12 protein-coding genes and 1 rRNA gene are annotated in these 15713 nt (G+C 49.7%); 8 read left to right on the top strand and 5 right to left on the bottom strand.

What is annotated here, in order from left to right; all coding sequences use genetic code 11:
- Nucleotides 1-11: 11 nt before the first annotated feature.
- Nucleotides 12-128 (top strand): 5S ribosomal RNA (gene rrf, locus KME12_26690).
- A 258-nt stretch (nt 129-386) separates the two neighbouring features.
- Nucleotides 387-1712: a hypothetical protein gene (locus KME12_26685; GenBank protein MBW4491352.1), complete on the top strand. Its 1326-nt coding sequence runs from the start codon at nt 387-389 to the stop codon at nt 1710-1712.
- Nucleotides 1713-1780: 68 nt separating this feature from the next.
- Here KME12_26685 and mutY read toward each other — a convergent pair whose 3' ends face one another.
- From mutY to carB, 4 genes are all read right to left on the bottom strand, one after another.
- Complete coding sequence (gene mutY, locus KME12_26680; GenBank protein MBW4491351.1) at nt 1781-2860, bottom strand: A/G-specific adenine glycosylase; 1080 nt, start codon at nt 2858-2860, stop codon at nt 1781-1783.
- A gap of 89 nt (nt 2861-2949) precedes the next feature.
- Nucleotides 2950-3333: a DUF760 domain-containing protein gene (locus KME12_26675; GenBank protein ID MBW4491350.1), complete on the bottom strand. Its 384-nt coding sequence runs from the start codon at nt 3331-3333 to the stop codon at nt 2950-2952.
- A 161-nt stretch (nt 3334-3494) separates the two neighbouring features.
- The gene (locus KME12_26670) at nt 3495-4451 is read right to left on the bottom strand and encodes an RNA polymerase sigma factor, RpoD/SigA family (protein MBW4491349.1); all 957 of its coding nucleotides are present in this window, start codon (nt 4449-4451) and stop codon (nt 3495-3497) included.
- A 757-nt stretch (nt 4452-5208) separates the two neighbouring features.
- Entirely contained in the window at nt 5209-8562 is a 3354-nt protein-coding gene (gene carB / locus KME12_26665; GenBank protein MBW4491348.1) for a carbamoyl-phosphate synthase large subunit, read from the bottom strand.
- A gap of 353 nt (nt 8563-8915) precedes the next feature.
- On the opposite strand from carB, the gene KME12_26660 reads away from it, so the two are divergent.
- The 6 genes from KME12_26660 (at nt 8916) to KME12_26635 (ending at nt 15196) form a co-directional block, all read left to right on the top strand.
- Entirely contained in the window at nt 8916-9974 is a 1059-nt protein-coding gene (locus KME12_26660) for an iron ABC transporter substrate-binding protein (GenBank protein MBW4491347.1), read from the top strand.
- 62 nt (nt 9975-10036) lie between these two features.
- Complete coding sequence (locus tag KME12_26655) at nt 10037-11629, top strand: iron ABC transporter permease (GenBank protein MBW4491346.1); 1593 nt, start codon at nt 10037-10039, stop codon at nt 11627-11629.
- Between the two features lie 45 nt (nt 11630-11674).
- On the top strand, nt 11675-12754 hold the full coding sequence (locus KME12_26650; GenBank protein MBW4491345.1) for an ABC transporter ATP-binding protein: 1080 nt from the start codon (nt 11675-11677) through the stop codon (nt 12752-12754).
- Between the two features lie 92 nt (nt 12755-12846).
- Complete coding sequence (locus KME12_26645) at nt 12847-13392, top strand: hypothetical protein (protein MBW4491344.1); 546 nt, start codon at nt 12847-12849, stop codon at nt 13390-13392.
- A gap of 129 nt (nt 13393-13521) precedes the next feature.
- Nucleotides 13522-14415 (top strand): hypothetical protein, encoded by an 894-nt coding sequence (locus KME12_26640; GenBank protein ID MBW4491343.1) that lies wholly within the window; start codon nt 13522-13524, stop codon nt 14413-14415.
- Between the two features lie 19 nt (nt 14416-14434).
- On the top strand, nt 14435-15196 hold the full coding sequence (locus KME12_26635) for a DUF2996 domain-containing protein (GenBank protein ID MBW4491342.1): 762 nt from the start codon (nt 14435-14437) through the stop codon (nt 15194-15196).
- A 12-nt stretch (nt 15197-15208) separates the two neighbouring features.
- Here KME12_26635 and KME12_26630 read toward each other — a convergent pair whose 3' ends face one another.
- Nucleotides 15209-15595, bottom strand: a complete 387-nt coding sequence (locus KME12_26630; protein ID MBW4491341.1) for a hypothetical protein — start codon at nt 15593-15595, stop codon at nt 15209-15211.
- Nucleotides 15596-15713: the final 118 nt, after the last annotated feature.

The following is a 15713-nucleotide window of genomic DNA, read 5'->3' as shown; positions in this document are numbered from 1 at the left end:
GAAACAGTATTCCTGGTGTTCATGGCGCGGTGGAACCACACTGACCCATCTCGAACTCAGAGGTGAAACGCTGCAGCGGCGACGATACTTTGGGGGTAGCCCCACGGGACAATAGCTCGATGCCAGGGCAATACTAAGATAAAAAGAGCGCTAACTAGGCGCTAGAGGAGAGAGGAGTTTCTGAGGAAGCCCCTCTCTCCTCTTTTTTGTGTGCTTATCATGTTTGTGTCGTTATATCTGCTTTGGTCTAGGTATGAGACGAGCAGCAATAGCAATATAGGTTTTACGCGGTAGAACTATCTAGTCTCTAAGCAGTTCTACCAAAAGGCGTTTGACGCTAAGTTGCTTAAAAGTTTATGGTGGCATCGTTTATGGGAGATGCGACTGTGGATGTCATTTTGGAAAGAGCGAGAGAGTTAAAGCAAGCGTTAATCGAGTTTGCAATGGAAGCGGAAGGAGATTTGGCGACAGCACTGGAGTCGTATAGTGCTGAGCATCTACGCAGCCAACAGCCTGATATTAACCAGAGAAATTTGTGGCTAGATACGTTTCTTACAGAAGGTAAGGTTGGTGATAAAACTCCGCTTGATTTGTTTTTGGAGGGGCAAGCGGAACTGTCGGAGAGCGATCGCGCCCTACTTTTAAGTTGGCATTGTAGTTTTATTGGATTATTCGAAATTAAACAATCTCTTGCCGATGGGTTTGAGCTAATGAATTGGCTCACTGCTAAGTATTATGTGGTTAAGCCTAACAATGAAGCCACAAAACAAGAGATGTTTCGGTTCCAGTCAGGAGATGTTTTATTGACCCGGATTGCTCCTGTCACACAAACAGAGTGGATGTTTTCTGGGCCTTGCATTCCCATGGGGAAATTAGGCAAACCCAAGCTAGCTGTGGCGATCGGTAACTTTAAGCAAAACTATAAACATGCACTATATAGCGATGCGCCAGAATTATTAGAAGAATCTTGGCGATCGGTAGAACAATATCATCAAGATTTTCTAGACTTCTTTGGTAGTGATGAAGTCACGATGTCTGGATATGAACTCAGTAAGAAAATTGCTCAGATGCAGGAGAAGGTGACGCAGCAGCGTCTGGCTGATGCTGGTATCGATGATTCTAAATCTCTAGCTGAAATCGCGATGGAGGCAGGGGTAGACTCAGCTGAAATGGAGTTGGTAGCAGAGGCCGCAGGAGCAGACGCAAAGGCTGTAGCTAAGGTTCTGGAAAGTAAACAAGCTATGAAAATGGTAATGCCCAAGGTGGAACTACCTGCCGAACTGAAGAAAGCAGAAAAGGTGACTGTATTAGCTCATCCTCGCTGGGGCCAAATGTTTCTGCCAACTTACTATCGATTTGAGAGTTTGTTGATCGCGGATGATTCGAGTGTTGCTGAGAATGCAGAGAAGCTAGTGCGTCACTACTTAGAAAGCCCAGAGATTAATGCCTATGTCTGGTATCAGTTGGCAGAGAAGTATCCTGTGAAGTTGGAGAAGCTGCTGCAAGTAGTGTTACAGCGGCCAGACTTTCAACTAAGTCAAGATTTGCCTGGACTACTGCAAGAATTCAAAAAGCCAATTGAGCCTAATCTACCAGAGGTTGCGAGCGTACCAGTCCATTTACATAACCTTTTCCAGGAAGCGCTGGCCGAGGTGGGCCAGTCGAAGGCAAAGAGTAAAGGCAAAAAGAAATCGGGAAAGGGCTTTCAGTAATGCGATCGCTTGCGAGGGTGTAACCCTTATCGCCCAATCCCGATTTTAAGGGAATTGATGCAGATGAGTTAAACGTTGCTCGTTTGGCGTAAGGCTTCAATGATTTGTACATTCGCCTTCGGGAAGGGAAACTGATCAATTTCTGCTAAAGTCACCCAGCGCACTTCATCACATTCGATCGGTTGGGGGTCTCCGCTGACATGGCGACAATGATGCACATTTAAGGTGACACGGAAGTGAGTGTAGGCATGGTCAATGGTAATTAGGCGATCGCCTACCGCTACCTCAATGCCTAACTCTTCTCGAATTTCTCGCTGGATGCAGGCTTCTACAGTTTCTCCTGGCTCAACTTTGCCACCGGGAAATTCCCACAAGCCACCTAATAGTCCTTCTTGACGGCGGCGATCGATGAGGATTTGACCTTGGTCGTTCCAAATGACGGCGACACCGATCAACTTGTGAGGGAGAGGGGCGCGAGTTTCAGACATAGGTAGTTCAGATTGCAGATTAAATTGATAAGCTCGACAGTAAGCACTCCAAGGACAAATCAGACAAGCAGGATTTTGGGGAGTGCAAAGTGTAGCCCCTAAGTCCATCAATGCTTGATTAAAGTTTCTGGGCTGCTTTGGATCAAGAATCGTTTCGGAGAGTTGCCAGAGTTGTTTAGTCGCTTTCGAGGGGGGAACCTCTATTGCCGCTAAACGAGTCAGCACTCGCTTCACATTACCATCCAAAATAGCGACTACTTGATTAAAAGCTGCACTCAAAATTCCGCCAGCAGTAGTGCGGCCAATGCCAGGAAGCTGTAGAACAGCTATTAAGTCTTGGGGAAAGGTAGCGTCGTATTGCTCAACAATCACCTGAGCGGTACGGTGCAAGTTGCGAGCCCGAGCATAATATCCTAGGCCTTGCCATGCTTTGAGAACTTGTTGCTGCTCAGCCACTGCCAAGGTGGTTACCGTAGGAAACAGAGTTAGCCAACGCTCGTAGTAAGGAATGACGGTTTTGACTTGGGTTTGCTGCAACATGATTTCGGAGATCCAAATGGCGTAAGGATCTCGATTGCGCCGCCAAGGTAAGTCACGGCCAAATTGGTGATACCAATCTAGAAGCGATCGCCGTAACTCTAATACAGCAGAACTCGGCAAACTGACTTCCCAATCTGCCGAGTTCTGCTTAATTAATTTATTGTTCACTACGGACACGAGCAATCCTAGCGGTCTACCGATTCAGCGATCTATTCAGCGTCAGAAGTATAGGTTTCAGAAGCAAGCAAAGATTTTTCAAAGGCCATCCGCTGCTCAGCATTGCGGAGGAAGTAACCACTAATCATGGCTGAGGCCAGTAGACGACCTAAATGCTCACGACTGGTGGTGATCTCTACATCAAAGTGTTCTGAAGGTAAGCCACCCAGCAATCCAATCACATTACGCTCTATCACCTGTAGCACTTCAGGGGAGGTGGGTTTGGAGAGTTGAGAGATAGTTTCTGGGCTCATCGCTTGCAGGTAGCGCCACAGCAGTTCACTGGACTCGGTGCTACTTCCAAAAACTTCTGGAAATGGGTTAGATGAGTTATTCAACTTGTACCTCCTGGCAGTAGAACTCAACAGCCTCGACATCAAGCAACTGATGCTCAATTACCTTAAGTTGTTTGACTGTTAACGTTTCTACAAGTTTCTATAATCCAATCTAACAGGAGAAGTGAACTCAGGCAGTAGGTAGAACCGAACCAAAGACGATGGGTTGTCCTCAATTTTGAGCCAACCGTGTTACCTAGCGATTAACTAGCAATGTATTCCCGCATGTCGGCTTTGCGCTTACGTAGCTTAGTTAAAGCTTCGCGCTCAATCTGGCGAACCCGCTCCCGACTAATGTTTAAGCGATCGCCAATCTTGGCCAACGTCATCGATTTGCCATCTTCAAGACCGAAGCGTAAGGCTAAGACTTGCTGCTGCTGAGGTGTGAGGTCAGCCATTAACCGCTCTAAATCTGCCCGTAGAGAAGACTGAGCCGCAAAATCCTCTGGAGAGGGACCTGTGTCTTCGAGTAGCTCACCCAGTTCGGTATCCTGGTTGTCTCCCACTCGCAGATCTAAGGATAGAGGTTGCCGCGCCCGCTCTAAATAGTCTCGAACTTGGCGGGGTGTAAGTTCTAATTCTTCTGCCAGTTCCGCAGCAGTTGCAGCTCTGCCAAGCTTCTGAGCCAGTTGTCGCTGAGCTTTTTTTATTTTGTTGAGTTTCTCTGTGATGTGGATAGGTAAACGGATCGTTCGGCCTTTCTCAGCGATCGCGCGGGTAATCGCTTGGCGAATCCACCAGTAAGCATAAGTAGAGAAACGATAGCCCTTAGAAGGGTCGAACTTCTCAACTCCTCGCTGCATGCCGATCGTGCCTTCTTGAATCAGATCTAGTAAGTCAACGTTGCGCTTAATATATTTCTTAGCGACAGATACAACCAAGCGCAGATTGGCTTCTACCATCTTGCGCTTTGCCGTCTCACCTTCCTCGATAGCCTGATGTAAATCGGCCTCAGACATCTGGGCTTGCTCGGCCCACTCAGCAAAGCTAGGGGAAACCGCTAAATTCTGAGCCAACGTTTCCTGAATTTCATAAAGTGCTGCTACGCGCTGAACCTGCTTTCCATAAAGGATTTCCTGCTCATGGGTCAGTAGCGGAACACGACCAATTTCTCGGAGGTAAGCGCGTACGGGATCGGTAGAAGTCTGAGCAGTTTTCATGGCGCTGAGTCTTAGATTGACAATGACATGAGGAGGGGCAAAAGAATGCTACTGGCTGTTTTGAGCCAGTAGACAGAGCAGTGAATTAATTCAGCAAGACGAAGATGAACTTACAGCCGCCGATCAGGCTTAACGCGAACAGGGACTAAAGAGTATTCCGGTACTTCTGAGCGTGAGGGGAAACTTAATGCAGCTAGCCCTAAACCTAAGCTGATGGAAATAGCGATTTCAGTTAGAAGGTTAATTTCTGTCAGCATAAGAAGCCTTAATAATTTGGGGATTTTAATGTTAACAATCGTAACATTTCTGAGAAGTACTTGTGTATACCTCCTCAGGCTGAATCTTAGGGTTTTCGGGGAATGTACCGTTAGAGTACCCGTGAATTAGCAATACGAATGCATCCTGAGCAACAAAATTCGGTGAATATCATTAACCCTGTAATTCTCGAATTGGCCAGAAATTATTAACTTTTTTTAAGATTCTCTGCTTACAGCCGCAGCTCTCATAAATCAACTACAGCTTCGGGGCTTCTGTACTTTTAGGGTAGTTTTCAATTTAGCGATCGCCCCACCTGTGAGCCCCACCTTTGAGTTACGTAGCGAGGGGCCAATGGATGACAAAGGTAACTCATCGTAGTACATACCCCAAAAAATCGTAAATGCTCTCCAGGGGCATTCCCCATAAAAAATACTCCCCGCCCACTGAAGGATGAGGAGTACGGTTCTACTTCTATTTTGGAGAGTTCAACTCCTAAAAATTAGGATATGGCATCACCATTTAACTGAGCGATGTAATCCTGTATGGCTTTGACATCTAAAGGCTGAGACTGGAGAGAACGAATCGCTGCGGCAGTGGCTTTGGCTCCAGCGATAGTAGTGATAATGGGAATCTTGTAAGACAACGCGCTCCGGCGGATTAAACGGGCATCGGTTTGAGCTTCTTCGCCAGATGGTGTGTTAAGAATGAGCTGAATTTTCTCATTTTTAATAGAATCCAGCACATGGGGTCGTCCCTCGTGCAGCTTCAGCACTAACTCGACTTCTAAACCGTGCTCTCGTAAGACATTACGAGTTCCGTCGGTTGCTACTACCCGGAAACCGATGTCAATCAAGTCACGAACAACTGGGACTACGGCAGCTTTATCGCGATCGCTCATTGACACAAACACAGTTCCTGACAAAGGCAGGCGCTGACCCGCAGCCAGAGCCGCTTTGGCAAACGCTTTACCAAAGTCGGTGTCAATGCCCATCACCTCACCTGTAGAGCGCATTTCTGGCCCTAGGATGGTGTCTGTGCCAGGGAATTTATCGAAGGGTAAAACCGCTTCCTTCACAGAAAGATGCTGCGGGATTATCTCTTCTGTAAATCCAACCGACTCTAGAGTTTGACCTGACATCACCCGCGCAGCAATCTTGGCTAGAGGTAAACCAATGGCTTTAGAGACAAAAGGAACGGTACGGGAGGCGCGAGGATTGGCTTCAAGGATATAGACTTGCTCACCTTGGACTGCAAACTGAATATTCATCAGCCCCACTACATTCAGAGCTTTGGCCAATTGCACTGTCCAGGTGCGAATAGTTTCGAGGGCTGGGGGAGCGAGAGAAGTAGTCGGCAGAGAGCAAGCAGAGTCGCCGGAGTGAATCCCAGCTTGCTCAATGTGCTCCATGATGCCACCGATCACCACACGCCCTGTCTGGTCGGCGATCGCATCTACATCAACTTCGATCGCATTTTCGAGGAATTTATCGATCAAGATAGGATGATCTGGTTCGACCTGCACGGCGTAGGTCATGTAGCGCTCTAGCTCCGCATCGGAGTAGACAATTTCCATTGCCCGACCACCGAGCACATAACTGGGACGTACTACCACGGGGTAGTCGATTTTGCGGGCAACAGATACTGCTTCATCGGTACTACGAGCCAGCCCGTTGGGGGGTTGGTGAATGTCAAGTTGCCGGAGAATTTTCTCGAAGCGCTCCCGATCTTCCGCTACATCAATGGAGTCAGGGGAGGTGCCCCAAATCTTAGGGATGTACGCATCTAGCGTTCCCGCAGGGTGGGATGAAGGAAGAGGGATGAAATCGGAATTTTCTCTGTTTTCTATTTCCTGAGAGGATCTCTCAGCAGCATCCTGCCGCTTTTGCAGATACTCCTGTAAAGGTACAGCCAGCTTCAACGGGGTTTGACCACCGAACTGAATAATGATCCCGACGGGGTTCTCGGCTTCGATGATGTTGATCACATCTTCTTTAGTTAGAGGCTCAAAGTAGAGGCGATCGCTGGTGTCATAGTCGGTGGAAACGGTTTCGGGGTTGGAGTTGACCATGATTGTCTCAAAGCCTTCTTTAGCTAAGGCAAAGGAGGCATGGCAACAACAGTAGTCAAACTCAATTCCCTGACCAATCCGGTTCGGGCCACTGCCCAAAATCATTACCTTGGGCCTGTCAGAAGGGAGAACTTCGGTTTCTTCTTCGTAGGTGGAGTAGTAATAAGGTGTGTAAGCCTCAAACTCGGCAGCGCAGGTATCAACCGTTTTGTAGACGGGAATCACGCCTAAGCTCTGGCGATAGGCTCGAACTTCGTCTTCGGTGGTTTTGGTGGCATAGGCAATCTGGCGATCGCTAAAGCCTTGCTGCTTGACCGCATAAAGCTCGTCTTTGCTGAACTCCTGGAGTGACTTGCGCTTCATGGCCTTAGCCACTTCTAGTAGTTCTTGAAGTTTGTCGAGAAACCAGGGATCAATGCCAGTCAGTTCGTAAACTTCAGCCACGGTCATGCCCATTTGGAAAGCATGACGCACTGTAAAGATGCGATCAGGGTTGGGAGTACGGAGAGAAGCCCGAATATGCTCCAGGCTAGGCAATTTTTCGGCGCGATCGCAGCCCCAGCCTGCGCGTCCAGTCTCTAGCGATCGCACAGCTTTTTGAAAAGACTCTTGGAACGTGCGCCCCATCGCCATTGCCTCACCCACCGACTTCATCTGGGTGGTAAGAACGGGGGTAGAGCCCGGAAACTTCTCGAAGGCGAAGCGAGGAATTTTGGTGACGACGTAGTCAATCGTCGGCTCAAAGCTAGCGGGGGTTTTCTTGGTGATGTCGTTGGGGATCTCATCCAAGGTGTAACCAACCGCTAACTTGGCGGCAATCTTGGCGATCGCGAATCCAGTCGCCTTAGAAGCTAAGGCCGAGCTACGAGAGACACGGGGGTTCATTTCGATCACAACCAAATCGCCGGTTTCAGGATGAATGGCAAACTGGATGTTGGAGCCACCCGTTTCTACCCCAATCTCGCGAATGATTTTGATCGAAGCGTCCCGCAGCCGTTGATATTCCTTGTCAGTTAAAGTTTGGGCAGGGGCGACCGTGATGGAATCGCCTGTGTGGATGCCCATCGGGTCGATATTCTCGATGGAGCAGATAATCACTACGTTATCTGCCAGGTCGCGCATCACTTCCAGCTCGTACTCTTTCCAACCCAAGAGCGATTGTTCGATCAGAATCTGGGAGACGGGGCTAGCATCTAAACCAGATTGAGAAATTTCTTCAAATTCTTCTTGGTTGTAAGCAATGCCACCCCCTGAGCCGCCCAGGGTAAAAGCAGGCCGAATAATTAACGGATAGGAGCCAATTTGAATCGCGATTTGCTTGGCTTCTGCCATGTTCTCCGCGAGGCCAGAAGGGCAAACGCTAACCCCAATTTTCTCCATCGCCTCTTTAAAGAGCTTGCGGTCTTCTGCCTTTTCGATCGCAGGCAACTTGGCTCCGATCAACTCTACGCCGTACTGCTCTAGAACCCCGTTCTTGGCTAGCGTGACGGCTAAATTTAGTGCTGTTTGCCCTCCCATGGTGGGTAGCAAGGCATCGGGTCGCTCCTTAGCAATGATTTTCTCTAGTAGCTCAGGGGTGAGCGGTTCGATGTAAGTGCGATCGGCGGTGTCTGGGTCCGTCATGATTGTGGCTGGGTTGGAGTTAACCAGCACCACCTCGTAGCCTTCATCTCGCAGTGCCTTACAAGCCTGAGTTCCTGAGTAATCAAACTCACTAGCTTGCCCAATTACAATCGGGCCAGAGCCAATCAACAAAATCTTGCGGAGGTCATCGCGACGAGGCATAGTCTTGCTAAAGCTTTCATGGTTCGTAAATCCCACCCATTGTAGAAGGTTTCCTCTCGGAGTTGCTGATCGTTTTAGGCACTTTTCGAGAGGATTGTCACCAAACTCTGGGGTAATGGCAGATCCAAATCAACAGATCAGGATTTTGAGTTTAGGTTCGTGATCGTTTCCTGATTTTGAATTGAGAATCACTTGCATTAATATTGGCTAGGGTGACTCAGTGTTCTACGGTCATATACCGATTCACCCGATTTGTTTCTAACCGTTCTAGCCAAACTAATGTAAAAACTACTTCCTAATTTTATTGACAGTTTTTTTGATTAAGTAATTCCTCAACCTGTACGGAGAACTTTGTGAAGCGTCGTAAGTTATTGTCTTTATTAGGATTGGCGGTGACCACTGGAGGAGTTGCGATCGCTTGCTCCAACAACCCCACCCCCAATGCTCAAACCTCTCCTAGCGCTACGACTGCGGCTAACAGCACGACAGGTGAGGAACTAGTCATTTACTCTGGTCGAGATGAGAAATTAGTTGGGCCCCTGATCAAAAAATTTGAAGCGGAAACGGGCACTAAAGTCCGAGTTCGCTACGGCGATACGGCTGAGCTAACAGCGGCCATTCTAGAAGAGCAAAAGAATAGTCCCGCCGATGTCTTTTATGCCCAAGATCCGGGTGCTTTGGGAGCGCTGCAACAAGCCAATCGCACGACCAAGCTACCGGATGCTGTACTCGCCAAGGTGGACGATCGCTTCCATTCCCCAACGGGACAGTGGGTAGGAGTGACGGGACGCGCTCGCACGGTAGACTACAACACCGACTTGGTAAAAGCAGAAGAGTTGCCTCAATCCATTTTTGACCTCACCGATCCGAAATGGAAAGGCAAAATTGGCTGGGCCCCCACAAACGGCTCCTTTCAAGCTTTTGTCACTGCTTTGCGGGTGACCGAAGGGGAAGAGAAAGCGAAGCAATGGCTAGAAGGCATGAAAGCCAATGAGCCTAAGGTGTATCCCAAGAATGTGCCCATCGTAGAAGCTCTGGCTCGTGGTGAAATTGCGCTTGGTCTGGTGAACCACTACTACCTAGAACGATTTAAGCTGGAGAATCCTGAGGCACCTGTCGCCCATCACTTTACAGGTGATGCGGGTTCTATGGTCAACGTTTCAGGCGTAGCGATTTTGGACAGTGCGAAACGTCCAGAACTAGCCCAAAAGTTTGTCGCTTTCCTGTTGGACAACGAAGCCCAGAACTACTTTGCAACCGAGACGCGGGAATATCCTTTGGCTGATGGAGTCAAAGTGGCGAGTAGCAACTTGAAAGGTCTCGATCAGGTGCAAACGCCGAAAATTGACTTGGCTAGCTTGAGCGACCTGGATGCGACCCTGAAACTGCTGCAATCGACTGGAGTGCTCTAAAGGAAATGCAAGTTTCCAAGGGGCTGCACCGTCTCTTGCAGGGGTGGGTGTGGCGATCGCCAATGGCTTCCGGGCCACCTTTCTTCTTGACTTTGGCTGGGGGGCTAGTAGCGATCGCGATCGCCTTGCCTCTGGCCTATCTGGTGTTTCGAACTTCGGGAATTGGGGCAGAACAAATGTGGACGCTTCTGTCTCGACCCCGAACCCTAACCGTGCTGCTGAACAGTGCGGGAATGGCGGCGGCTGTCACGTTGTTGTCAGCGCTGATTGCGATTCCTATCGCTTTCTTAACGCTACGAACTGATTTGCCAGGGCGAAGGAGTTGGTTGATCGCGGCGACGTTACCACTGGCGATTCCCAGTTATGTGGGCAGTTTTACGCTGCTAGCGGCCTTTGGGCCTAAAGGTAGTGGCTTGCAGTTGTTGCTAGAGCCCTTGGGAATTCAAGAGCTGCCTTCAATTTATGGTTGGCCTGGAACGCTTTTAGCGCTGACGTTGTTTACCTATCCTTACTTGCTGCTAAGTGTACGGGCTGGGCTGCAAGGGATTGATCCAGCGCTTGAAGAAGTGGCGCGGAGTTTGGGCCGTAGCCCTTGGGCAACTTTTTGGCAGGTGACGCTGCCGCAACTACGACCCTCTATCGTGGCGGGTGGGCTGCTCGTCGCCTTGTACGCTTTGCGCGATTTTGGCACCCCGTCGCTGATGCGGTTTGATGCCTTTACCCGCGTGATTTTTCTGCAATATAAGTCTAGTTTTGATCGGACCTCAGCTTCGCTGCTGGCACTGGTCTTAGTGGGTTTAGTGCTGCTGATTCTTTGGTTGGAGTACCGGGTGCGATCGCGAGCCAAGTACTACAGTCGTGCTGCTGCCGTGAGACGATCGCCTCAGTTGGTAAAGCTGGGAATCTGGAAATGGCCCGCTCTCCTGTTTTGTGCCGCTATTGTGGCGCTGAGCTTAGTGCTGCCTTTTGCCATGACGATCTTTTGGCTAGTACGGGGCTGGTTGGCCAAAGTAGATATGTTGGCTCCCACTGATTTACTGCACATCGCGTTTAACTCGATCGCGGCAGCGGGATTAGCGGCGATCGCGGCAATTTTATTTGCCTTGCCTGTGGCCATATTGTCGGTGCGCTTTCCCGGACGAATTACCACGGCGATCGAGCGTTGTTCTTACATTGGCTTTGGCTTACCAGGCATTGTAGTGGCGTTGTCTTTAGTCTTTTTTGGGGCTAACTACTTGCCTTGGATTTACCAAACGCTGCCGCTGTTGGTGTTTGCTTACCTGATTTTGTTTCTACCGCAAACAGTGGGGACTGTCCGGAGTTCGTTGCTGCAAGTCAATCCACAAGTGGAAGAATCCGCCAGAAGCTTAGGCCGCACTCCTTGGCAAACCTTGCGGGAGATTACCCTACCGTTAGTTCGTCCGGGCATTCTCAGTGGAACGGTGCTAGTGTTCTTAACCGCGATCAAGGAATTACCTGCAACGCTGCTGCTAGCCCCGATTGGGTTTAAGACGCTAGCCACGCAGATCTGGCAAGCCACAGAAAATATCTCCTTTGCTGAGGCGGCAGCCGCTTCCCTAGCCATGCTCCTAGTCTCGGCTGGCTCTACCTTAATTGTCCTGGCGCAAGACCAGGCCAGAATTGCTCACCGCTAAGTTTGCTCCGCGTCCTATGCTCCGTGTCTCATGCCTAGTCCGACTATGACCCGACCCGCTATTTTGCAGCTTGACCGCGTTACCAAGCAATTTTCTACCAGCTCTGCTGCCGCTGTCGAAGACGTTACCTTAACCCTGGATCAAGGAGATCTGTTAGCTCTTCTCGGTCCTTCTGGCTGTGGGAAAACCACTCTGTTGCGGATGATTGCTGGATTTGAACCTTTGCAGTCAGGGGCGATCGCCTTAGCAGGCAGAACTGTGGCTGGCCCAAGGGCTTGGGTACCACCAGAACAGCGATCGGTCGGCATGGTGTTTCAAGACTTTGCGCTGTTTCCCCATCTAACTGTGGAGCAGAATGTAGCTTTTGGGTTGCAGAAAGTAGCGGATTCGGCCCAGATCAAAGCCAGAACGGCTGAGGCGATCGCTCAAGTCAGATTGCAAGGACTCGAAAACCGCTATCCCTACGAGCTGTCGGGTGGGCAGCAGCAGCGAGTTGCTTTGGCGCGGGCCTTGGCTCCCCGTCCTGCTCTGATTCTGCTCGACGAACCTCTGAGTAATTTAGATGTGCAAGTTCGTTTACGTCTGCGCGAAGAAATTCGTGAAGTATTGAAATCTGCGGGGATTTCTGGGGTCTTCGTCACCCATGACCAAGAAGAGGCATTGGCAATTTCGGATCAAGTCGCCGTGATGCAACAAGGGCGACTGGAGCAGCTCGGCACCCCAGAAGAGGTTTACCACCATCCCGCTTCCCGCTTTGTGGCCGAATTTGTCACCCAAGCCAACTTTATTGCGGCGCGGCGGCAAGGGCAGCTTTGGCAGACAGAAGTCGGCTCCTTTAAATTGCCACCTGATGAATGGATAGAAACTGAAAGCGGCGATTTAATGGTGCGTCAGGAAGATCTCTTGCTTGAAGCTGATTCTGAAGCAGCCGTGGTGATTCGCGATCGCCACTTTTTAGGCCGTGAGTATTGTTATTGCCTCAGCACCCCTTCTGGGCGAGAGTTGCACGCCCGCACCACCACTGCGATCAATTTGCCGATTGGTACCCGCGTCCAGTTATCTGTGCCAGATCAAGCTTTACGGATCTTCCCGACTACCAACCCTAAACTTGCAAAAACTCTGTAGTTTCTGGATAAGCCAAACGCGATCGCCATAATAGGGATGACAGGTTCCTGAAACCTTTGTCTCTGAAAACCTTTGGATGAAAGGAGATGGCGATGATTTTTCCTCGCACGCGACAGATTTTAGCAGGGCTGTGTTTGTCTCTGCTGTTACTCACCACAGCTTGTGCCCCCGAAGAGCCTTCCCGATGGGATCAGGTGCAGCAAGAAACCACTCAGAAACAGCCAGCCGCCCAGACCAAAACGACTACAGCGGCTACTAAGCCAGTTTCAGGCGATCAATTTAATAAATTCTTCCCGCAGCCAGGAGGAGGCTATGAGCGTGTCTACACCCAAGAGAAAGCAGGTTTTGCGGAAGCCAAACTGAAGCAAGGGGGCAAAGATGTGGCAATGCTAGCGATTTCAGACACTGCTAGTAATCCTAGTGCTGCGGCTAAATATCAACAAAGCAGCAAGACCATTGCTGGCTATCCAGCGGTTGAAACAGGTACGACTGCAACCAGCGTTTTAGTGAGCGATCGCTATCAAGTGAAAGTGCTTTCGCGTGATCCAGGCTTTACCAAGAGCGATCGCGAAGCTTGGTTGCAAAAATTTGATCTCGACGGGCTAAAGAACTTGCCCAACACCGCTCAAAAAAGCTAGTAGCGCTGACTTAAACGAATTAAGACTCCGGAACTCGGAGCTAAAGCCTGTTTGAGTAAACGGGAACCATCAAAATCAGGGTAAATCTCACCCATTGCCTAATAAACGCAGCAATAAGGAGTCTTTGATATGAGTCAGGCTAAACCAATCTTCGAATTAGTCGATCAGCTACCCACTAATAACATGACCGTCTATGCCCTCAAAGCTCTAGACTTTGTGGTGCCTGGACAATGGCAAAATTTGGTTGGCTTTGACAACACCATTCGCACCATCACGGGGGAAACAGACGAGGGTGTGATTCAACAAGTTGGCGAGCGGGCAATTCAGCTTTACAACGATCCTTCGCAGGGCTATCAACGAGCCATGTGGCTCTACCAAACCGTCAATAGTGCGGGTGGAGCCTTGGGGGCCGCTGCTCTAGCTAACAAAATCAGTGAGCGGGTATCATTTCTCTCCTTTCTCGATCGCGTCACCCCTAAAGCAGACAAGGCCCAAACCATTGACTTGAGCCTAAAGCTGGTGACTGAGTTAGTCGCTTTTTGCCAGATCAACGGCATTCCCGGCGATAGCATTGGGGATTTTGTAGCGTCTTTGGGTGACTACAGCGGCGAATCTTTGATGCGAATGGCGGCGCTAGTTTGCTTCGATGGTTTAATTCCGCTAGGCCCAGACTTCATTTTGAAGACTCAATCGGCTCTAAGCCAACTTAATCCTGGCGACTTGACCCAGCACCCTGTATTCAAGCAAATTGGGGGCTTAATTCCAGGCGGCAACCCAGCAGGACAACTCGGTTTTATTAACGAAAGTTTTGCTTCCACCCAAGGTTGGATGAGCAATTTTGTCACCTCGCGTAATCTAACCCCAGACACCGTTGTCAGTCACTTGCAAAACTTCATTGAAATTTCCAATGACAAGTTAGACTATCTGGGCGCGTTCCTGGATATGACAACGAATTATTATGAACACACAGGGGTGCAAACCCTGGCTCGTCGCTTAATTGAACGAGCGGTTGCTGAGATTTAAGTGAAGGACTGACGAAGTAATGGCAGAACCCACCAATCACAATGATGCTGGAGAAGTTGCTCCTAGCACGGTTGACCAACAAGCCCCAGACGTTTCGGAAGAAAATGCGTCCAGCACCGATGAAGCGGTTGCAACTAATATTCCCTCGGCCAATGCTCCTGATCCAGCAACAGCCAATCCTGACGTAAATCCCAACGCGGCTGAAGAAAAACCGACTACCGAAGGCAACAAAGCGGACACTGACTCACAAACGGCGACAGACAAGCCAGCCAAATCAGCCAAAACTGATCCTGGCCCTGGCTCTACCGAGAAAGCCGCTGCCAAAAAAGCGGGGGCTGCGAAAGCCAAAGGTGATGATGCGGCTCCGGCGGCAGGGGGTGCGAAAGCTAAAAAAGAAAAAGCCCCAGCGGTTGAGGATAAGCCATTTGGTGAGTTTATCGAGCACCATTACCTGCCCGCACTCAAGGCAGCTTTGGCTAAACAAGGATTGGAAAATCTGGATTTAAGCCTTGTGAACCAAAAAGTGCAGATTTCTGGTTTGACCGATGCACCAGATTGTTGGCAAGTCGTGGGTCGCTGGGAAGGGGGACGGCGGCAGTTCAATATCTACTTCTTTAAGGAAGATATTCAAGGTCAGAGAGGTTTCTCATATGCAGACACGGGCCGCAAAGCTAGTACGTTAGAGCCGTTCTTGATTGATGAGCGAAAAGTGACGCTAGATCTGTTGATTTTGGGGGCAGTGCAACGCTTGAATGCCCAAAAGTGGTTAGTGCGGAACTAAGAGCTTGGGGACTTACAGTTCTTTAAAGTCGTAGGTAACTACTCCGGTAACGGGATCGTTGTCGATGCCGACGTAACCATTTCTGACCATGTCTTGCAGCAGAGCTTCTACCTCGGCAAAGCCAAGACCCGTTGCCATCACCCCTTGAGTCACAGACAATTTACCCCCTTTCATGGCGGCTGCTTGTAGCAACTTGACCATGAGCTGTTCGCGAGTAGGCTTTAGAACTGTGGCGGCCACAGCAGGCTGACTCAGCGGTACCCCCGTGGGTGACATGCCCAAGCGTGCGCGGTATTTGAGGTTGTGCTCCTCCACCATGTCTGGAACTAGAAATAGATCAACGAATTGGCCTACACCAAAAAAGCCCCAGGTGAACATCCAGAACAAGCCTGTCAGCACCCCGCTCTAAAGAACGGGGCTTCATGCCTCGACTTTAGATAGCTGACCAGTCTGAGCCTTCACTGGCTACGTTTCAAGGGTCATGACACCTACAGATGCTTTCCAGTTTGTAGCTCTG

This window comes from Trichocoleus desertorum ATA4-8-CV12 (assembly GCA_019358975.1).
Taxonomy (GTDB): Bacteria; Cyanobacteriota; Cyanobacteriia; order FACHB-46; family FACHB-46; genus Trichocoleus; species Trichocoleus desertorum_A.
The sequence above is the reverse complement of the archived record's forward strand: the minus strand, read 5'-3'. Positions and strand labels throughout refer to the sequence as shown.